The 20,921-nt window shown below is 31.2% G+C and carries 13 protein-coding genes and 1 pseudogene; all 14 read left to right on the top strand.

Translation table 11 applies throughout. The annotated features are described in order from the left end of the window. The first annotated feature begins 30 nt into the window (after nucleotides 1–30). The gene (locus BN162_RS16960) at nucleotides 31–2,325 is read left to right on the top strand and encodes a YfhO family protein (RefSeq protein ID WP_020226330.1); all 2,295 of its coding nucleotides are present in this window, start codon (nucleotides 31–33) and stop codon (nucleotides 2,323–2,325) included. Nucleotides 2,326–2,524: 199 nt separating this feature from the next. Beyond that, the gene (locus BN162_RS16955; protein WP_020226329.1) at nucleotides 2,525–3,466 is read left to right on the top strand and encodes a glycosyltransferase family 2 protein; all 942 of its coding nucleotides are present in this window, start codon (nucleotides 2,525–2,527) and stop codon (nucleotides 3,464–3,466) included. Further along, the gene (locus BN162_RS16950; protein ID WP_020226328.1) at nucleotides 3,459–3,869 is read left to right on the top strand and encodes a sugar 3,4-ketoisomerase; all 411 of its coding nucleotides are present in this window, start codon (nucleotides 3,459–3,461) and stop codon (nucleotides 3,867–3,869) included. Before BN162_RS16955 ends, BN162_RS16950 begins: the two co-directional genes overlap by 8 nt. Then, entirely contained in the window at nucleotides 3,866–4,960 is a 1,095-nt protein-coding gene (locus BN162_RS16945; RefSeq protein WP_020226327.1) for a DegT/DnrJ/EryC1/StrS family aminotransferase, read from the top strand. The genes BN162_RS16950 and BN162_RS16945 overlap by 4 nt, the downstream gene beginning before the upstream one ends. A gap of 110 nt (nucleotides 4,961–5,070) precedes the next feature. Further along, nucleotides 5,071–5,724 (top strand): hypothetical protein, encoded by a 654-nt coding sequence (locus BN162_RS16940; RefSeq protein ID WP_020226326.1) that lies wholly within the window; start codon nucleotides 5,071–5,073, stop codon nucleotides 5,722–5,724. A gap of 316 nt (nucleotides 5,725–6,040) precedes the next feature. Then, on the top strand, nucleotides 6,041–7,087 hold the full coding sequence (locus BN162_RS16935) for a hypothetical protein (RefSeq protein ID WP_020226325.1): 1,047 nt from the start codon (nucleotides 6,041–6,043) through the stop codon (nucleotides 7,085–7,087). Nucleotides 7,088–7,551: 464 nt separating this feature from the next. Continuing rightward, nucleotides 7,552–9,630, top strand: a pseudogene (locus BN162_RS16925) (YfhO family protein); the annotation flags it as partial. Nucleotides 9,631–9,714: 84 nt separating this feature from the next. Beyond that, nucleotides 9,715–10,488 carry a glucose-1-phosphate cytidylyltransferase gene (gene rfbF, locus BN162_RS16920; RefSeq protein WP_020226322.1) on the top strand — a complete coding sequence of 258 codons (774 nt, stop codon included), beginning with the start codon at nucleotides 9,715–9,717 and terminating at the stop codon, nucleotides 10,486–10,488. Further along, a complete protein-coding gene (gene rfbG / locus BN162_RS16915) occupies nucleotides 10,470–11,540 on the top strand; it encodes a CDP-glucose 4,6-dehydratase (protein ID WP_040452449.1) in 1,071 nt (356 codons plus the stop codon). Before rfbF ends, rfbG begins: the two co-directional genes overlap by 19 nt. Then, a complete protein-coding gene (gene rfbH, locus BN162_RS16910) occupies nucleotides 11,537–12,880 on the top strand; it encodes a lipopolysaccharide biosynthesis protein RfbH (RefSeq protein ID WP_020226320.1) in 1,344 nt (447 codons plus the stop codon). Before rfbG ends, rfbH begins: the two co-directional genes overlap by 4 nt. 84 nt (nucleotides 12,881–12,964) lie before the next feature. Next, entirely contained in the window at nucleotides 12,965–14,665 is a 1,701-nt protein-coding gene (locus tag BN162_RS16905) for a thiamine pyrophosphate-binding protein (RefSeq protein ID WP_020226319.1), read from the top strand. Next, entirely contained in the window at nucleotides 14,662–17,244 is a 2,583-nt protein-coding gene (locus BN162_RS16900) for a YfhO family protein (RefSeq protein ID WP_020226318.1), read from the top strand. The genes BN162_RS16905 and BN162_RS16900 overlap by 4 nt, the downstream gene beginning before the upstream one ends. 30 nt (nucleotides 17,245–17,274) lie before the next feature. Next, on the top strand, nucleotides 17,275–18,207 hold the full coding sequence (locus tag BN162_RS16895; RefSeq protein WP_020226317.1) for a glycosyltransferase family 2 protein: 933 nt from the start codon (nucleotides 17,275–17,277) through the stop codon (nucleotides 18,205–18,207). Nucleotides 18,208–18,272: 65 nt separating this feature from the next. Next, nucleotides 18,273–20,795, top strand: coding sequence for a YfhO family protein (locus BN162_RS16890; RefSeq protein ID WP_020226316.1), 2,523 nt, complete (start codon nucleotides 18,273–18,275; stop codon nucleotides 20,793–20,795). The last annotated feature ends 126 nt before the right edge of the window (nucleotides 20,796–20,921 follow it).

Genomic DNA, 20,921 nt, shown 5'->3' with positions numbered 1-20,921 from the left:
GATGCTTTTTTAGCCTTTAGGGAGGAAATTATGAGAGAAAATAAAAAATACTTGTTACTCTTAGCTGGAGTTACTGCAATTGTATGCAGTTGTATGTTTTTACCTAATCTAATTGCACATATACCGGTAACATATGGTACCGATCTTAAACCTGAACAGTTTTTCTTTAATATGGAGTTTACTAATCTGTTAAATACTTTTTTTAAGACTAGAACATTGCCATTTTATTCGTGGAGCATGTTTTTAGGCACCAATTTTTATGCTTCGCAAACTTTTTATATCATGGGTGATCCTTTTACTTGGGCTAGCTTGCTTTTACAAGGATTAAATTTTTTTGATCGTACATTAGTATTAGAGATAATTAAATTTTTTGTCAGTTCTTTTTCAATGTATTTTTTGCTAAGAGAGATTCATATATCGCCTAAAATAAGCGTTTTTGGAAGTCTATGTTATGCTTTCAGCGGATGGGCAATTTTCTTCAGCGGCCAGCTTATGTTTCATTCTTTTTATTGCTTAGCACCTTTATACTTTTGCGGCATAGAAAAATATCTTCAATCAGGGAAAAAAATGCTGTTTTTATTTTCAGTGACTCTTTTATTGACTACACATTGGTATTTTTTCTATACGTTATCTTTCCTCACGCCGCTTTATTATATCTATCGTTATAGTTTATTGAAGTCAAATTTTAAAAAATTTATGCAAGATACGCTAAATTTAATTGGAGTATATTTCATAGGCGTTATGATTGCTGGGGTAGTGCTTATTCCAACATTAAGTTACATGACTGGTAATAATCGTATAGGCTTGAATGTTACATTATTATTTCAGGATCCGCAGGTCTATTTGCATCTGCTTACATCTATGTTTGTTCCTAACTACCAATATATATATGGTGTAAATATATTTGAAACGAATTGGCATGTGACCCGAGAAATATGTATTTGGGCAGGAAGCTTAACAGCTTTGTTAATTTGTCAGATATTCTGGATTAAAGATAAAGTATTTAAAAAGAAAACTTTATTATTTTATTTTGTATTAGTGCTTTTTGCATTATTTCCCATTGGTGATGCAGCTTTGCATGGGTTTAGTGAGCCATCCTTTAGATGGACTTTCTTACTAACATTATTTAATATTCTGATTGCATGTTATCTTTTAGAGCATTTTGAAATAATTGATACAAAGAAAATCTATTTTACAGCGATTGCTATTTGCATATTTTGTTTATTAATTATTCCATTTTCAGCATTAATAGAAGGAAAACTAGAACATGTTTTCAGTAATTATCTGTATCAAATCATACTATTTACAGTTTGTTCTGTTTTGATTTTAATTAACGCATACTTATTAAAGCATAAGTTGATTAATATATTAATTGTATTATCAATCTTTGAATTTAGTATCTCTGGGGGCTTTCATTACATAAATAAAATGGATACCTCAGAACGCGGAAGTTATGAATTTGTTGATAAAGTAACTCATGTGTTGCAAGATGAAGATCATGAATTAAATAATTATCTCAATTATTTAGATGAAAATAATTATACAGAGTATTACAGAGTATATGTTCCTCATGATTCTTTGTACTGGAATTATAGTCATAACCTGTCGGTAGCATATCAATTGAATGGATTAATGATATATGATTCAACGTATTCACCTTCACTCAATAAGCTGGCTGAAATGAACCCGGATATAAGAGCGTTTAATTCCGGAATGATTTTTGATATAAAAGATGGGCAATTAATGAATTTTTTAAATGTTAAATACGCATTAGTTCTCAAATCTGAGGAATTACCTAAAGGTGTTAATTGGAAACTAATTCAGGATGATTATCGCGGTAATATTTCTATTTATGAAAATGAAGGATATAGACCGTTAGGAACAACGTACAATACAGTGACAACTTATAAAGAATTTAAAAAAAATAATAATTTGATAGATCTAAACGACATAATTGTTTGCGAGGAGAGTGATCTCGAAGAAATTCAGGATTATTTATTACCTTCTAAGAATAAATCGGCATTAGTGAATATTCAATATGGTGGGAATCAGCTTGTTGGCGATCTATATTCGGAAGAGAATAGTTTTATGATAATTACATTGCCATTTGATGAGGGATGGAAGATTTTAGTAAATGGTGAAGAAGCGAAGAAATACAATGTAAATGGCGGATTTATAGGTATACCTGTGAAACAAGGTCAGAATAAGGTGGAAATGTATTTTATGCCTTCTGGCTTTAAATTAGGTCTGTTAATAAGTGGCGTTGGAGGTGTATTGGCAATTATTTTATACTTTATCGAGAGAAAAAATATAAGCAAGAAATAATTAGAGAAATAAGCTCTATGAATCTTAAAGTTAATTGAGATGATATATAATTATATTTTCCCATATAAATCTTGATATAGATTTACTTTATAAAGATGAAATTATTACGAAAAGCATAAAAAACTTAAAAACTTAAAAAAAGTCCGGTATCTAATGGACTTTTTTGATATAATTAACATTGAATAAAAAGGAGTTTTGTATGCCGAAAGTATCTATAGTTATACCTTGTTATTTCAACGAGATGAATATAAAAGAAACGTATGAAGTATTATTGCAGGATGTTCTTGATAAACGAGCAGATATAGATTTTGAAATTATATTTGTAGATGACGGTTCAAAAGATAAGACACTAGATGAAATAAGGAAAGTCCAGCAACTAGATATAAGAGTAAAGATCGTTAAACTTTCCAGAAATTTTGGGGAATTTCGGGCAATTGTTGCTGGAATGAGTCAGGCATCAGGTGACGCAATTGCGGTTATGAGTGCAGATTTGCAGGATCCTCCATATTTGATAACAGAGATGATCCATTATTGGCAAGAGGGGGAGAAAGTCGTCATTGCTGCGAGAAGTAAGCGGGACGAACCTTGGATTAAGAATTTTTTTGCTAATACTTACTATAAAATAGTGCGTAAACTAGTTATTGCAGATTACCCGAAGCAAGGCTTTGATTTTTTCTTAATGGATAGAAGTGTTGCTGATATATTAGTTAATATGCAGGAAAAGAATTCTTCAATTTATGTCCAATTGATTTGGACTGGTTTTAAACCAAAAATAATTGAGTATACTCGTAAAGCTAGAGAAGCTGGCAAATCAATGTGGTCTTATAAAAAGAGGATTGATCTTTTCATTGATACTTTTATTGTTTTTTCGCATACACCCATTCGATGGATTAGTGGCTTTGGTTTTTTGATGAGCGTGAGTGGATTTATATCAGCCTTATTGTTGGTTTATGATAAACTTGCACATGGTTCTGATGTTGCAGGGTGGACATCGCTTATGGTTGTAGTTCTTGTTCTAGCTGGTGTACAAATGATTATGCTTGGAGTGATTGGAGAATATATGTGGAGGAATCTTGATGAATCAAGAAAACGTCCTTTGTACATTATTGATGAAATAATAGAGGTGAAAAATAATGAATAACGTTTATTTGCAGCCTTTTAAAGCACATGGAAGCGTAAATGATGGATACCTTAGTGCAATAGAAAGAAATACTGGTCTTCCCTTTGATATTAAGAGAGTGTATACCGTTATTAATACAAAAGAAGGAAATGTTCGTGGTTATCATGCGCATAAGAATTTAAATCAGATATTTTTTGCTTTAAAAGGAAGGATTATTGTTCAATGCGAGGATCCAAATGGTAACAAGGAAACCTTTGAATTGAATGATCCCCATGTTGGATTAATATGCGGACCTCATATATGGCATACATTAACATATCATGATGACGCAATTTTAATGGTCTTGGCAAGTGAGGGGTATGAAGAAGAAGATTATATAAGAGAATATAGTGAATTCAAAAAGTTGAAAGAAGGAAAATTATGAAAATAGAAAATAATCAATTATTACCTCAGTATTTAATGTATAAGGAAGAATACCTAGAAAAAGTTGAAGAAGTTTTGGAAAGTGGATGGTATGTTCTTGGAAATGAAGTGAAAAACTTCGAACAGGAATTCGCTGAATATAATGGAGCCAAATACTGTGTAGGGGTAGCAAGTGGACTTGATGCATTAATTTTGGCTTTTGAAGCACTTCACTTGAACCCAGGAGATGAGGTAATTGCTCCTGCGAACACTTATATTGCGTCAATAATGGGATTTACCAGGAATGGGCTTGTACCTAAGTTTGTAGAGCCTGATGAATATTACAACTTGGATGCTACTAAAATTGAAGAAGCGATTGGACCTAAAACTAAAGCGATTTGTGTTGTGCATTTATATGGCCAAATTGCAAATATGCCAGAGATTATGAAAATAGCAAATAAATATAATTTAAAAGTAGTTGAAGATTGTGCGCAATCTCATGGAGCCTCCATAAATGGAAAGAAATGTGGTACTTGGGGAGATGTTGGATGTTTCAGTTTCTATCCTACAAAAAATCTGGGGGGATTTGGTGATGGAGGTGCAATAATTACTAACAATAAAGAAATCGATGATGAAATTCGTATGATGCGTAACTATGGTTCAAAGAAAACTTATTATTTTGAAAAAGTAGGCTATAACTCACGACTAGATGAATTGCAAGCTGGGTTGTTAAGGGTTAAATTACAACATCTTGACGAATTAACTAATGATAGAAGAAATGATGCGATGAGATATTTGAATGAACTTAAAAATTCTAAAATTAAAATGCCTAAGCTTCAATTTGGAACGGATGGACATGTCTTTCATTTGTTTGTAGTTGAAGTTGAGAATCGTAAAGATTTCATAGCTTATTGCGAAAAAATGGGGATAGGATTAAAAATACACTATCCGCAGCCGCCTCATTTAAGTGAAGCATATAGTTATTTAGGATATCAAAAAGGAAATTTTCCTATCACTGAAAATATGGCAGATCATATTATCTCATTACCATTATATAACGGAATGCTTTCTATTGAGATTGATTATATTATTAAAAAACTAAATAGTTTCTAGGAAATCGAATGCATAAGGAAAAACGGAGAATATGCAGATGAAATGTTCTATACAATTAAGTTGTAGTAGAGACAATGTGAAGAATTTAAATGCTACTAAAGGAGGATGCAATGATTATATTCATTTTAGGCTATTGTATAATATTAATATCAATGTCTTATTTTCTAGCAAAAACAATTGAGTTCAAATTTGATTTTAAGTTTTCTATAGCAGTAGGTTTTCTTGCTTTTTTAGGAGTTGTTCAAATGATTTCTTATTTTTTTGTGAAGTTTGATTTATCTCCTAAAATATTTAGCTATATTCTTATAGTTCTAATAGTATTGGCATATATAATGCCATTAATTTTAAAAGTACCACTTATTCCTTCAAGAAATGATATTTATCGAATTTGCTTTTGTTTAATGATAACTATTGTTATGATATTTTTTTCAACTCGATTTACATTAGGGGAAAGTGGGTTTGATACTGTTTACTACCTATCCATGGTTGGTGAAAATTCAATATCTTCTAATTTTATGGGCATGAATTTTTACACTGGTACACAAACAGGACGTGATGTTCTGCATAATTATTCATCATTCTATTATGTTTTTTCTTCCTTATTAAGGATTGCTAATCGTATTACCTATTTTGAGATTAGTAATATTCCTATATATATTTGGTGTGCTCAAATTATGTATTTCTATTGTTTGATTGACAGTATATATGTTATTTTAAAACGTTTTTTTCTAAAACATCCTGTGGTTTTTTCTTCCTTTTTTTAATAATATTATTTTTAAATAGTAGGTATTGGAATGTATCATTAGCATTTATTGGAAACATATGGAAGTATATTATTATATCGCTAATCTTATTGGTAACTAATGAGTTGTTAAATAGCAGGAATGAGAAATTATTATACATTTATGGATTATTAATGTCATCTCTGATTGCTGTGAGCTCATCGGGTTTATTTATTGGGATTTTCTTAGCTTTTCCTTTATATTTAATGTTATTAAGGAAAGACTATACTTCACTTATTTTGAAATTTATATTATGTAATATCTCCTTGTTTGTTTATTTTTTTTAGTGGCTGAATCAATGTATGGAATATCTTTTTTCATTTTGTTGATAGTTTATTTATGTGTGTTATTTATTATTAAATTAATTTTAGACAAAAACCTAAGAAAGCAATTTGTTATATTGAATTACTTTTTAGCTGGAGCGTTATTAAGTTTCCTGGTTGTTATTCCATTAATAAGACAGGGGTTAACTTCTTATGATTACTTTTTTATAAATCATAGTTGGTATGATGTGTGTAATGATTTTTTTGATTTTAAAAATCCAATAAACGTATTTATTAATAGTAGCTGGATTCTATTGATACTATATATGTTTTCAAAAAAAATATTAAAAGGAGAGAAATTAGGAAATACAACTAAGTATATGTTTTTAGTTATTTTATTTTTTATTAATCCTATTACAATGCCAACTGTAATCGAGTATATCAGTGATTTTGTATACTATCGTGCATTTGACATTCTTTTTAATACATTCACATTAGGTCACTTATTCACTTATTTTTATCGGAATATGAAATTTCCAGATTACGTATATTGTCTACCTATAATATGCTTACTATTTTTAATTATAAATCGTTTGAATACTTATGAAATGGAGAGATCTAGGCCAAGCGATGATTTTAATCCTTTATATAAAATAACAAATTCCGAGATGAATATGTATAAGGTACTTGAGGAGAAATTAAGTAAAAAAACATATAGAGTAAGAGTGGTAACTCAAGCAGACTCATTGAAAGCTTATTTTTATAATGTTGAAACGCCATTTGGAGTTCCATCTACTAGAGATGTTATAAGGAATGCACCAATAGAGGAAAAACAAAATGTATCTGAAATACTAAATTTATTTATAGTCAGGGAGTTTGCAGATCAAAAAGTATTCTTAAATAATCTTGACTATAAAAGTGCATGTCCTGTTTTAAAAAGTGAAGATATAGAGTATTTAATTTTAAGACAAGATCAAGTAAAAGAGAAAGAGGGAGAGTATGTTAAAATCTGGCTAGATATCAGAGAATGTATGGATCCTATCTTTGTTGATGATAAATATGTACTTTTAGAAATGAGATAGCAAAATGAAAAATAAAAAAGGAATTTATTTATCTATATGACTATAATTGTTGTTGCTGCTTTTTCATACGCAATAATAAATTATCGATCATTATTTATCTTAGATGGTGATAATTTTGAACAAGGTTATCTATTCTTGCTAGGGGGACTTTCAAAATTAAAAGATGGATCTTTTTCTTCATATGATTGGACAAGTGGGTTTGGTAATGATTTTCTATGCTATTCTTTTTATTCGAGTCCTCTATTTTTTATGTTTAGTTTATTGCCCAAGTTTTTAATAAAGTATTTTTTCTTGTATTATCAATTGTTAAAAATAGTATTGCTTTTTATCGCTAACTACTATTGGTTTTCAAAAATAACTAACAATTTCAGAAGTATTCTTATAGGAAGCTTCGTTATAACATTCTCAGGTTGGACTTTTCGTTATTTAAATTTTATGAATTATATTGATGCTTTTATTTTTTTCCGTTAATCCTTGGTGCTACAGAGAACTATTTGCAAAAAAAACAAAAAGTTTTGCTAACAATGTTGGTGTTTTTGTTAACAATACATAACTATTATTTTATGTATATGTTGGTTCCTTTTCTTTGTTTGTATATACTTTTTAGATATATATGGATGAATAAATTGCTCGAATTGAAACCTATTGTTTTTATTGAAATTAAATATATAGGGATTATTTTTTTAGGCCTTCTATTAGCAGCTTTTTCACTATTACCTAATGCATATATAGTATTTTCTATGCCTAGATTTGCAGATAATGCAACATCCTTGCTAACGCATCTTAATTTTAATGAAGTATATCGATTGTTTAGTTCTATATATACACCAGTAATGAATATTTTTTCATATAATCCATTTATCAGTTCTTGGGATGGAATTAATATAGGATGGAACGGAGGAGGCTCTTTATATTCATTGATAATATTTCCATTTTTGATTCCTTTATTATTTGCTATTAAAGACAAAAGAAAGAAAAAAATACTGCTGACAAGTTTTTTGTTGTTATTCATATTCTTATATTTTAAATCTTTTTATATTCTTTTTCAGAGAACATTAGAAAGTCGCTGGTTTTATATGTTCACATTTCTTGCAGCGTTTGCTTTAACATATATTAACGAAGAAATTGAAAAAGAGAACATAACCAGGAAACAGATTACATATTCACTTATTTCGATAATTGCTTGCATATTTATGGTTTTTGTATGTAGTTATATTTTTAAATTTAATGACTTATCATCTATAAAAAACATTTTAAAAACATTGATACCTGTGTATCTCTGTATTATTTTATACTATATTTACTACATGAAATATAAAAGTTTATCTTTGGTATTAATAGCAATTCTTTCATTTGAGGCGATTATTTCTGGTTATTTATACTGTAAATCAAATACACCTTTAGAAGAGGTCTTTTTTAAAACTGAATTTTTGTTAGAAGATGTTATTAAGGTTATTAAAGAGAATGATTCATCCTTTTATCGGATTGTATTGGATAAAGAATCTATGCCAGATTATTATAAGAAAGCAAATATACCATTTGCGTATGATTTTCCAGGAGTGTCAATGTATACTTCTACATATGAAGGAAATTTATCAAATTATTTGAGAAGAATTAATAGTGGCTTATGGATTTATGATACGTTATTTGGAAGAAGTGAAATGTATGATCAGTTATCCGCAAAATACTATATTACTTATGGTGAAAATAGCTCGCAGAGTATTCCTCTCGACTATGAGTATTTGTTTGATAAGAACGGTTTTAATGTTTATGTGAATAATTATTCTATAGGATTAGGTTATGCTTTACCTTCTTATTCTGAAGAAAAAATGCCGAGTAGTTATCTAGAGCAAGATCAGATTATGCAAAATTTTATTATTTCGTCAGATGGAGAAAATAGTAATTGGACTAACTCATTGAAATTTTTAGGAAAATTAACAAGCGATTCTTATAGGGAGCTATGGCTAGATATCCCTATTCATGATGGAATACTATATTTTGAAAATTTTGGAATACCCTGTCTTACTATTGAATTATGGAATGAAGATATTTTAATTAAAAAAGTCACTGTAGAGCAATTTGACTATATAGACCTAATAATCAATGACACTGAATATGTTAATAAAATAGTTGTTATTGGTGAAGATATATATGACACGAATTTGTTCATGAATGTATTTCTTAAAAGCCATGAAAGCTTACTTAGAGAGAAAGAAAATAGGAAATTGCTAGAAAATATTCAATACAGTAAGAATAAATTAACTTGCAGCATAGAGACAATTGATGAGTCCTTGATCTATACATCAATCCCTTATTCTAAAGGCTGGCAAGTATATGTAAATGGTATGAAAGTGAATACTCAGAAAGTAAATGATGGCTTTTTAGGATTTGATATCCCAGGTGGCGATAGTAAAATTAAATTGGAATATAAAACACCTTTAAAAATTCCAGGAACGTTAATATCTTTAATTACTTTTACATTTATTATATTATTTTGGATAAATAAGTATAAACAAAAAATCTTTAAAACGAATAAAACATGATTTACAATTTAATGTTTTTGCCTTATCGTAGAAATGAAAGGAAAGACAATTGCCATTTAAAAGCAATTACTTTTAGGAATTATTATGAAAGTTGTAATTTTAGCCGGTGGTTATGGTACTCGAATTAGTGAAGAATCTCATTTGAAACCTAAACCAATGATTGAAATTGATGGAAAACCGATTATGTGGCATATTATGAAATACTACAGTAGTTTTGGTTTCCAAGATTTTATTATTTGCTGCGGATATAAAGGCTATGTAATCAAAGAGTTCTTTGCTGATTATTTTTTGCACAATTCAGATATTACTTTTGATTTAAAGAGTAATAGATTAGAAGTTCTAAATAATGACTCTGAGCCATGGAAGGTAACTTGTGTTGATACAGGATTGAATACAATGACTGGAGGAAGGATAAAACGAATTCAAAAGTTTGTTGATCAAGAACCCTTTTTGATGACGTATGGTGATGGGGTGAGTGATGTTGATATTAATGCTTTGATCCAACACCATAATCAAGCTAATAAAACGCTCACGTTAACCGCAGTTAGACCAGGAGGACGTTTCGGGGCTTTAGAGTTATCAGAAACGAATGAAATACGGTCATTCAAAGAAAAAAATATTGACGATGGCGGTTGGATTAATGGCGGCTTTATGGTCATCGAACCTGAAATATTTAAATATCTAGATGGTGATTCATGCGTCTTTGAAAGAGAACCCTTAGAAACACTGGCCAGCATGGGCAAATTACAGGCATATAAACATTATGGGTTTTGGCAATGTATGGATACTATGAATGATAAGAACAAATTGGAAAAACTTTTGGAAAAGAATGAAGCGCCATGGAAGGTGTGGGATTAATGAAAGCATTTTATCAAGGAAAGAAAGTCTTAGTTACCGGACATACTGGATTTAAAGGGAGCTGGCTTTGCAGTATTCTGTTAGAATGTGGTGCGGAGGTTTGTGGCATTGGCTTAGAGCCGAATACAAAGCCATCGTTATTTCACCTGCTAGACTTAGGCAATCGTTTAGAATCTCATATCTTAGATATCAGAGATCTTGAAGCAGTGAAGGATATTTTTGATAAGTTTCATCCGGAAATCGTTATACATTTAGCAGCGCAGCCATTAGTCATTGATTCCTATATGAAGCCTGTGTACACGTTTGAGGTCAATGTTTTAGGGACAGTGAATATCTTAGAATGTATTCGGTTAAACAACTGTGTAAAGTCTTTTGTCAATGTGACTACAGATAAAGTCTATGAGAATCACGAACAAGAGGATTATGGCTATATGGAGACAGATCGACTGAATGGATATGATCCCTATTCAAATAGTAAATCTTGTTCAGAACTAGTAACGGACTCTTATTGTAAATCTTTTTTTGGAGAGCGTGATTTGGCAATCTCTACATGCAGAGCAGGGAATGTAATTGGCGGTGGAGATTTTTCTGAAAATCGAATTGTTCCTGACTGCGTTAAATATACAATGAATAAGCAGGCTATTGTCGTTCGGAATCCTAATTCTGTTCGCCCATATCAACATGTATTGGAAGCAGATATGTTTTATTTAATGTTAGCGATGAAACAGTATAAAGATAAGGCGTATGCTGGTAATTACAATATTGGGCCAGAGGATGGGGATTGTATAACCACAAGTCAGCTCTGTGATTTATTTTGCCGATTCTGGGATGGGGCTGAATGGAAAGCTATAGATTATCAAGGGCCTCATGAAGCAAATTACTTAAAATTAAACTGTTCAAAAGCAAAAAGTATTTTGCAGTGGCAACCTCGTTGGCATGTAGATGAAGCTGTTAAATTAACGGTGGAATGGTCGAAAGCTTTTGCGGACAAAGAAAATCTAAAGGAAATTACACAGCGTCAGATTTTAAAATATATGGAGGAACAGAAATGACATCAATGGTAGAAGATAAGAAGCAAATTTTAGAATTAGTAAAAACGTATTGCAATCATTATCATAAAGAGTCTGAAGAATATAATGAAGGTGATCGGATCGCTTATGCCGGAAGAGTTTATGATGAAGAAGAAATGGTAAATTTGGTCGATAGTGCTTTAGATTTCTGGCTTACATCAGGCAGATATTGTAATCAGTTTGAAAAAGATTTTTCAAGGTTCTTAAAAGTAAAACATTGTCTGTTGACCAATTCAGGATCTTCTTCGAACTTAATTGCTTTTATGACATTAACCTCACCCATGCTGAAAGATAGACAGATTAAGCGTGGTGATGAAGTGATCACAGTTGCTGCAGGTTTTCCTACGACAATTTCTCCAATCTTGCAGTACGGTGCTGTTCCTGTTTTTGTGGATGTTAGCATTCCAACATATAACATTGATGTAAACCAATTAGAGGCTGCAGTGAGTGAGAAAACTAAAGCAGTAATGATCGCGCATACATTAGGCAATCCGTTTAATTTGGAAAAAGTAAAAATGTTCTGCGAAAAATATAATCTGTGGTTAATCGAGGATAACTGTGATGCTTTAGGCTCTACTTATATGTATAAAGGTGAAGAAAGATTAACAGGAACTATTGGGGATATTGGTACATCCAGTTTTTATCCACCGCATCACATGACGATGGGTGAAGGAGGAGCTGTTTACACTAACAACGCTTTGCTTTATAAAATTGCACTTTCATTTAGAGATTGGGGCAGAGACTGCATTTGTCCTAGTGGTCATGATAATTTCTGTGGGCATCGATATGATGGGCAGTATGGTTTGCTGCCGCAAGGCTATGATCATAAATATGTTTATTCTCATTTTGGTTATAACTTAAAAGCAACTGAGATGCAGGCAGCTATTGGCGTTGCTCAGTTAAAGAAGCTGGATAGCTTTACAGAACGGCGTCGGAATAATTTTAACTATTTAAAAGACAGTTTGAAAGATCTTGAACCTTATTTGATTCTTCCAGAAGCAACAGAAAATTCTAATCCCTCCTGGTTTGGTTTTTTAATTACAGTCAAAGAAGGGGTAAGCAGAAATAACTTAGTTCAGTATATTGAAAAAAATAACATTCAGACAAGAATGCTTTTTGCAGGGAATATGATAAAGCATCCTTGTTTCGATCAATTAAGGGAATTACATTCCGGATATCGAGTAATTGGAGAACTTAAGAATACAGATCATATTATGGAAAATACATTTTGGATTGGAGTATCTCCTAAAATGAATCAACAAAAGCTGGATTTTATGAGTAAAGTTATTCATCAATATTTTGTTAAACGAGAAGAGTGCTGATCTCTTCTCTCTTTTTGTAAATGAGAATCACTTTTATTCATATTCCTCTTAGTGTAAAATAAAAGAAGTAAAAGGAGAATGATTATGAAAGCTTCTGAGGCGATTGTTCAATTCTTAATTGATAAGCAAATTACAGATGTTTTTGGATATCCAGGTGGGATGGTCACTCATTTAATGGATTCTTTCGATAAATATAAAGATAAAATTTCAGCTCATGTTACTTATAATGAACAAGGAGCTTCGTTTGCCGCTTGCGGATACGCTCAGGTTAGTTTAAAACCCGGTGTCGCTTATGCGACGAGTGGCCCTGGAGCAACAAATTTAATCACAGGGATATGCAATGCCTATTTTGATGGAATTCCTGCATTATTTATTACAGGTCAGGTTAATACATATGAAAGTGGCAAAGGACTTTCCTGCAGGCAGAAAGGGTTTCAGGAAACGGATATCTTAGGTATAGTAAATCCAGTTACGAAATACTGCGCTTACATTGAAAATCCAGAAGATTTATTACCGGAGTTAAAGAAGGCTTATTCTATTGCGTTAGAAGGACGCTGTGGGCCAGTAGTTTTAGATATACCCATGAATATTCAGCGATCAGAAATTGAATATTCAATCGATGATATACCTGAACAAGATATTCAGGAAAGTGACGAAGAAAAAATGAAAGCGATCATTCAATTGATCAAGGCAGCTCATAAACCCTGTCTATTGGCTGGGGCGGGAATCCGACAGAGTGGTTCGTCAGCTTTATTTAAAAAAATGATGGAAGAGATTCATATTCCGGTTGTGACAAGCATGATTGCTATTGATGCTTTACCGAGTGATCATCCATTAAAATATGGTTTTATTGGTGCTTATGGAGATCGAACAGCTAATTTTATTGTCGATAAATGCGATTTGTTGATTACATTAGGAAGTCGCTTGGATATTCGACAAACCGGCGTCAATCAAGAGAATTTTGCACCTTATGCAAAACTTATTCGCATAGATATCGATCCTTTAGAATGCACAAATAAAATAAAAACTGATGAAATCGATATCCATATGGATTTAAATCAAGCAATTCCACTTTTCCATCAATTATTAAAAGAAAATTTAAAGGCTTGCAAGCCATGGATTAATACCTGTAATCAAATTAAACAGGAGCTTTTGGAAATTGATGCTCAGCTCCCAAATCAAATTGTTCAGCAGTTGAGCAAAGAACTCCCTGAAGATTTAATAATAACTACGGACGTTGGACAAAATCAAGTGTGGATTTCACAGTCTTTTTATGTGAAAGAAAATCAAAGAATTCTGTATTCCGGTGGACATGGTGCGATGGGCTACTCACTTCCTGCAGCAATTGGCGCCTATTATGCTTTAAAGAAGCCTGTTCTTTCTTTTAATGGCGACGGTGGCTTCCAAATGAATATTCAGGAGTTACAGTTTATTTCTAAGCAAAAACTACCGATTAAAATTGTCGTTTTTAATAATCACGCTTTAGGTATGATTCGGCATTTTCAAGAGATGTATTTTGATTCCAGGTATACTCAAACTTTGTCAGCAGGAGGCTATTTTAACTGTGATCTTAAAAAGATAGCTGAAGCTTATGATATTCCTTATATGCAATATGAGATGGGAGAATCGATCAATACTTGCATCGACCAAGAGGGGCCTTATTTAATTGAAGTTGTTTTACCAGAAGAAACTTATGTAATCCCTAAATTAGCAGTTGGTAAGCCAAATACAGATCAAGAGCCTCCATTGGATCGGGATCTTTATAGAAAGTTGATGAACTTATGAAAAATAAATTACGTAAATTAATGCCGCTATGGGGATGTTTAGCTGTCATTTTAGGTGTGTTCTATTGTTATGTCTTCGTTGTCAATCATTTTACCTTAGTTTTTTGGGGTGATCAGACGGAAGCATTAATTCCCTATATGGTTGACTTATATACACAAATTAAAGAAACTGGATTTACACTTTGGAACCATTCAATTGGACTCGGCGCCAGCAATTTAGTATACTATTATACTATCTTGGGATCGCCATCATTTTATTTAAATTTACTGTTGCCTAGCAGTGATTGGATTCCTTATTTTATTCCTGTAATTGATACGTTGCGTTTCTTTCTGATTGGAACGGTAGCCTGGTTATGGTTGGATAAGTTAGTTCAAACGGATAGGGCTAAGCTTGTTGGAGCTTTAATTTTTACATTCTCAGGCTGGGCAATGTATTGGCTGCACTTTAATTATTTTTTAGATGCTTATCTTTATCTAGCTCTTCTTCTGTATTTCAGTGAAGAAATCTTAGAAAACAGAAAGAGAATAGGATTTTCACTCATTATTTGTCTGTCTTCTATTATCAGTCCATATATTTTGTATATGTTCTCCTGGCTGTTATTAATTTATATGACATGCCGAGTTTTTATGAAGTACGATAAAGTAACGATCAGTTTCTTCTTTCAGAAATTTATTGCTATTTTTGGCTTTTACTTATTAGGTGTAGCCTTGTCAGCTTTTGCTTTGATTCCAGCAGGTTTAATGTTATTATCGACAAATCGTATTGGAAATGGAACAGAAAGTTTATTGACGCCGTTGTATGGTGGTGATTTAATTCGCGTGCTGACATCATTATTCTCACCTGTCATCAATGATTATGACTATAATATATTCAGCTCTCCTTTTTTGAAATTAGATAATCGTGTTTATACAGTTTATAATTATTCATTTATCCTTTACGTTTTATTACTGCCACAGTTGATTAAAATTAAATTTAAAGGGAAAAAACCGTTTGCATTGACAATGGGGATTTTGTATGCGATGCTTCTATTCCCCGTGTTTTATCTAGTTTTTAATGGGAATACATCAATACGATGGAGTTTTTACTACATTGTCTTTAATATTATGCTTGTTGCGATAGTTTTAGATCACGGTTCTCAAATAAATAGAAAATTGTTAATCGCTTCGGGTATAAGCAGCATAATAATACTAATGGGTATCTCTGTACTGAGTTTAAAACTAGGATGGACAACCGATATCAATCAAGGAGTCATAAAAAGATCATGTTTGGTTTTAACGGGTTGCCTTATTTTATATACGCTTTCTTTATTGAAGGCGAAGCATAGCCTATGGAATCTTTTACTGGTGGGGACAGTATTATTCGAGGCAATATTTTGTCTGTATTTAAGAATAGTGAATGGTAACAGTATTCTAGTGGCTAATACAGAGACCTGGGATGCATATCAGCAAAAAATGTTTAATACAGAGGCTATCGATTTTATAAAATCTCAAGATTCGAGTTTCTATCGAATTGATTTTGCGGATAATTCCAGTTATGCTTACAATTATCCTATTGTAAAACGCTACAATGGATTTACTTCTTATTTTAATATTTATAATCATGAAACACGGCCTTTATATGATAACCGATCTACTGATAATTGGTTTTTAGGATTTCAACCATCGAAATTTTTGTTGAAATCATTATTGGGATCCAAGTATATGGTTGTTTGGGAGGAAAATCAATATCTGATTCCACATACCTATGAACTTATTCATGAGGTTTCACATCAAAAAGTTTACAGGAATTCATTGGATATGGCATTGGGCTATGCCAGCTCTCAAATCTCGGGTATTGAACAAATGCAGAATATTGATAAATCTAAAGAAGATATCATCATGTTAAACTCAATAGTTGTACCGAATACAGAAAAGAAAATACATATTGATGATATGTATCCTTTGATTGCGGAGAGCTTAGTCAACTCTGGGTTTAAATGGTATCAAAGCGATGGATATTTATTCGTTGATTATAGCCAAACTAATCCCTATGGTGTTGTTGCTTATGAATTCTATAAAGATGGTAAACAAATTAAATATGAAGAAAATTATGAATTTGGTTATACTGCGATTAGAATGGATCAAGATATTGATGAAGTCTATATATACTGCAAGAACTTCAATAATGTCAATGAATACATTCCTGTGAATGTTTATTGGATTTCTGGCAATGCAATTAATGATAGTTTTCAACGGTTGAATTCAGAAGACCGATTCGAAAATATAAGTGTGAATGGAGAGCACATTTCTGCTTCCATTACAATCACAGGTGAAAAAAAATGGGTAGCAACCACAATTCCTTATAATCCGGGATGGAAAGTTTGGGATAATGGAAAAGAACTTAAAGTAACAGAAGTAAATCAAGTGTTTATTGGATTTGAATTAGAAGAGGGAGAGCATCAGATTAAAATGGAGTTTACTCCGGTGGGAATGAAGCTTGGATTAGGAGTTAGTGGAATTGCATTGCTTATTTTAGTTGCGATGACTTATAAAGAGATCAGAACAACTCGGAGTTGTCACTATAACAAAAATAACGTATGATTATTGAGTTGAAAAGGATGGATTGGAATTATGAAAAAGATTAGCATTGTTGTACCGACTTATAATGAAGAAGAAAATGTTAAACCATTATCAGAAGCTATAATCAATGAATTGCAAACTCATTGCAGTAACTACGATTATGAACTGATTTTTATTGACAACAATTCTAAAGATAATACGCGGAGCATAATTCGTAGTTTGTGTCAGGATAATCATAAAATAAAAGCAATCTTCAATACTAAGAATTTTGGTCAAGCTAATTCTCCTTTCTATGGTATTTTATCCAGTACAGGTGATTGTACAATTTTAATTTGTGCGGATTTCCAAGATCCGATTGAGATGATTCATACATTTGTTGCTGAATGGGAAAACGGATATAAAATTGTTATTGGTAGAAAAACAACAAGTAAAGAAAATAAATTAATGTATACTCTGCGCAGTATGTACTACAAACTCTTGAATAAGTTCTCAGATTTTGAACAAATTGAACACTTTACTGGTTTTGGCTTATATGATTCCAGCTTTGTCCAAACATTGCGAGAATTAAAAGATCCTACGCCATTCTTACGGGGGATCGTTGCAGAATTGGGTCCCGAGAGAAAAGAAATTCCTTATACTCAGCAAGAACGCAGGGCAGGAAAAACGAAGAATAATTTTTTTAGGTTGTACGATTTAGCAATGCTCAGCTTTACCTCTTATACGACAATTGGATTGCGCATTGCTACATTTACTGGATTTATTTTCTCAATATTAAGTTTAGTTGTCGCCTTTATCTACTTAATTTTGAAGCTAATTAACTGGTATACCTTTCCTATGGGGCAAGCACCGATATTATTAGGTGTATTTGTCTTTGGCTCACTTCAACTTTTCTTTATAGGGCTCATTGGTGAATATATCATAGCGATGAACAAAAGGTTAATGAACCGACCGCTTGTCGTTGAGGAAGAAAAAATTAATTTTTAAATTAATTGGTATTATAAACTATAGAGATAAAAAGTATTAGTAATAGAAGGAAAGGAATTAATATTATGGAATCTATTCGGAAAAATTCATTTTCTAAGAGAGGTATAATTTTGTTCCTTTCTTTTGTAATTCCTGTAATCGGATTCGTATTTATTCTTTATTTTTTTCATCTTTGGCCATTTGGAGATCAATCAATTGTATGCCTTGATTTAGATTCACAGTATATTTCTTTTTTTAGTTATTTAAAAGAAATTTTTAGGGATCCTACAACTCTATTTTATACATTTTCAAAAACGCTGGGCGGAGATATGATTGGACTTGTCGCTTATTATTTAATTAGTCCATTTAATATTATTACGTTGTTTTTTTCAACGGGAGATTTACCCATCGCTATAACAATTATCATCATTCTTAAAATTGGCTGTGCAGGGGTAAGTTTTAACTTGTTGCTGAGAAAAGAAGAATATTCCTCTTTAATATACTCTTCTTGTTATGCTTTAATGGCATTTATCATTGCTTATTATAGTAATATTATTTGGCTAGATGGAATAATACTTTTACCATTAATTGTATATGGAATAGAAAAGCTTGTAATTGGAAAATCACCATTACTCTATATTCTGTGTTTGTCTTTAAGTATTTTTACGAATTATTATATTGGTTACATGCTTTGTATTTTTTCTGTTATATACTTTCTTTTTTGTGTTTTATTTAAAGAAGATACAAGGTTTTTCAGATCATCTAAAGTATTTATAACATTTTCTATAGCTTCAATCATCGCTGGCGGCTTATCAGCAGTGTTATTGATTCCAGTTAAGTATTCGTTAGAAACTACTAAAGTGTTGTTTGATTTATCTGATGTAGTATGGAACTTCAATTTTTCAGTTAGAGACTTTTCTAGTAAATTAATTTTAGGAAGTCATAACTTTCAAGAAGTCATATCTGGGCTTCCTAATATCTACTGTGGTTATATAGGTTTAATCAGTTTTACATATTATCTTTTATTTAGTAAATTTGATAAAAAAGAGAGGCTTGGCTGTTTGCTGATTATGCTCATTTTAATACTCTCATTTATGTTAAAACCATTGAATTTAGTATGGCATGGCTTCAGCGAACCAAATTGGTTTCCTTACCGGTATAGTTTCATTTTTAGCTTTCTTATTTTATATTTTGGATATAAAGGTTATAGACTTTTAAATAATAAAGATGTAAGTTATATAGTAATTGTTATTGGATTTTTATGGGGACTAGCTATCCTCTATGGATTTATGGGTTCTTATGCATATTTGAATTTAAAAAAGACGGTCATAAGTATTATATTTGTTGGTATAATATCAATATTTCTTTCAAATAAAAAAGTTAGAAGAGTAAATTTATTATTAATTATAAGTGTTTTTGAACTGGTTGTTAATGGGATCTACACGTTCATAGAAATACCACATATGTCAACGCAAGAATATCGTGAATTCATTTCCCAAATAGAACCTGTAATTAATGAGATAAAAAGTATTGATGGCGGATTTTATAGATTTGAGAAAACCTTTCAACGAACACAAAATGATTCAATGTTATTTAATTATGCAGGCCTATCTCATAATAGCTCTGCAGAGGCTCCATTTGTACGTAGTTATTTGCATTCACAGCTAGGCTTTTGTACAGAGGATAATTGGACATATTACAATAGTGGTACTACATATGTTAATGATTCATTACTTGGAATAAAATACGTTTTGACTGATCAAAAATTGACAAAAGGCTATTCTAAAATAAAGACTTATAATGAATACATATTATATAAGAATGATTATTCATTACCACTGGGCTATTTGATACCAGATGATGCAATAAGCTTTATTCCATCTGATTTTTCATGGATGAAAAATCAGAATGAAATTTGGAAAGTGCTTACCAATAAACCAGACTTGGAGATATTAAAAGTTTTAGAACCAAAAATTGTGAGGAATAACATTAAAGTTGAAAATGATTCAGTCTATTATAAAACAGGAAATGATGCTTATCTTGAATTCAGTATCACTATGCCTGAAAGTGCCCCTGCATTTGCTTATTTTACATCTACTGATGAAAGTAAAGTAAGTTTATTTATAAATGATCAATACTTAAGTGATTATTTTACTTATGGTCAACATCAAATTATAAGATTAGGTGAATTTGCTAAGGATGAAACCTTTTCTTTAAAGATAAAAATAGAAAATGATGTGATGAATATAAATACTGTTAATATTTTTTATCAAGATATGAAGGCTTATTCTATTGGATATGAAACACTTACTAAAGATCAATTAAGGATAAAAAAATTGAAAAATGGTTATATTGCTGGTGAAATTGAAGTCGATTCATCCTCATTTTTATTGTTACAAGTACCTTATGATCTAAACTGGCACTTTTATGTAGATGGTATAAAGACTTTGGCAACCGAATGTATAGGAATTTATACCACCTTAAAAATGAGTGAAGGTTTTCATACAATACAAGCTATTTATATACCAAGAGGATTAAAACTAGGGGGGATTATATCTGTCATATCGCTAGTTACTTTATTTTTCTGGATATTTAAAATAAAGAAATAGTATGTACAAAGAAGGAAAAAAGGTTTATATTAGAATTAATTTAACAGATTTAACTATTCAAATATATTAAATGAATAAACGATGTTAATTTAATTATTTAATTTATCAAGTTATTAGAAGTAAATA

Source organism: Holdemania massiliensis AP2 (assembly GCF_000327285.1).
GTDB lineage: Bacteria > Bacillota_I > Bacilli_A > Erysipelotrichales > Erysipelotrichaceae > Holdemania > Holdemania massiliensis.
Note: the sequence above shows the minus strand (reverse complement) of the source record. Positions and strands in the feature narration are given on the sequence as shown.

What these genes read in the sequence shown, in the direction of transcription:
- BN162_RS16960 (WP_020226330.1), top strand. Translation starts at nt 31, where the DNA reads ATGAGAGAAAATAAAAAATACTTGTTACTCTTAGCTGGAGTTACTGCA.
- BN162_RS16955 (WP_020226329.1), top strand. Translation starts at nt 2,525, where the DNA reads ATGCCGAAAGTATCTATAGTTATACCTTGTTATTTCAACGAGATGAAT.
- BN162_RS16950 (WP_020226328.1), top strand. Translation starts at nt 3,459, where the DNA reads ATGAATAACGTTTATTTGCAGCCTTTTAAAGCACATGGAAGCGTAAAT.
- BN162_RS16945 (WP_020226327.1), top strand. Translation starts at nt 3,866, where the DNA reads ATGAAAATAGAAAATAATCAATTATTACCTCAGTATTTAATGTATAAG.
- BN162_RS16940 (WP_020226326.1), top strand. Translation starts at nt 5,071, where the DNA reads ATGATTATATTCATTTTAGGCTATTGTATAATATTAATATCAATGTCT.
- BN162_RS16935 (WP_020226325.1), top strand. Translation starts at nt 6,041, where the DNA reads ATGTATGGAATATCTTTTTTCATTTTGTTGATAGTTTATTTATGTGTG.
- rfbF (WP_020226322.1), top strand. Translation starts at nt 9,715, where the DNA reads ATGAAAGTTGTAATTTTAGCCGGTGGTTATGGTACTCGAATTAGTGAA.
- rfbG (WP_040452449.1), top strand. Translation starts at nt 10,470, where the DNA reads ATGGAAGGTGTGGGATTAATGAAAGCATTTTATCAAGGAAAGAAAGTC.
- rfbH (WP_020226320.1), top strand. Translation starts at nt 11,537, where the DNA reads ATGACATCAATGGTAGAAGATAAGAAGCAAATTTTAGAATTAGTAAAA.
- BN162_RS16905 (WP_020226319.1), top strand. Translation starts at nt 12,965, where the DNA reads ATGAAAGCTTCTGAGGCGATTGTTCAATTCTTAATTGATAAGCAAATT.
- BN162_RS16900 (WP_020226318.1), top strand. Translation starts at nt 14,662, where the DNA reads ATGAAAAATAAATTACGTAAATTAATGCCGCTATGGGGATGTTTAGCT.
- BN162_RS16895 (WP_020226317.1), top strand. Translation starts at nt 17,275, where the DNA reads ATGAAAAAGATTAGCATTGTTGTACCGACTTATAATGAAGAAGAAAAT.
- BN162_RS16890 (WP_020226316.1), top strand. Translation starts at nt 18,273, where the DNA reads ATGGAATCTATTCGGAAAAATTCATTTTCTAAGAGAGGTATAATTTTG.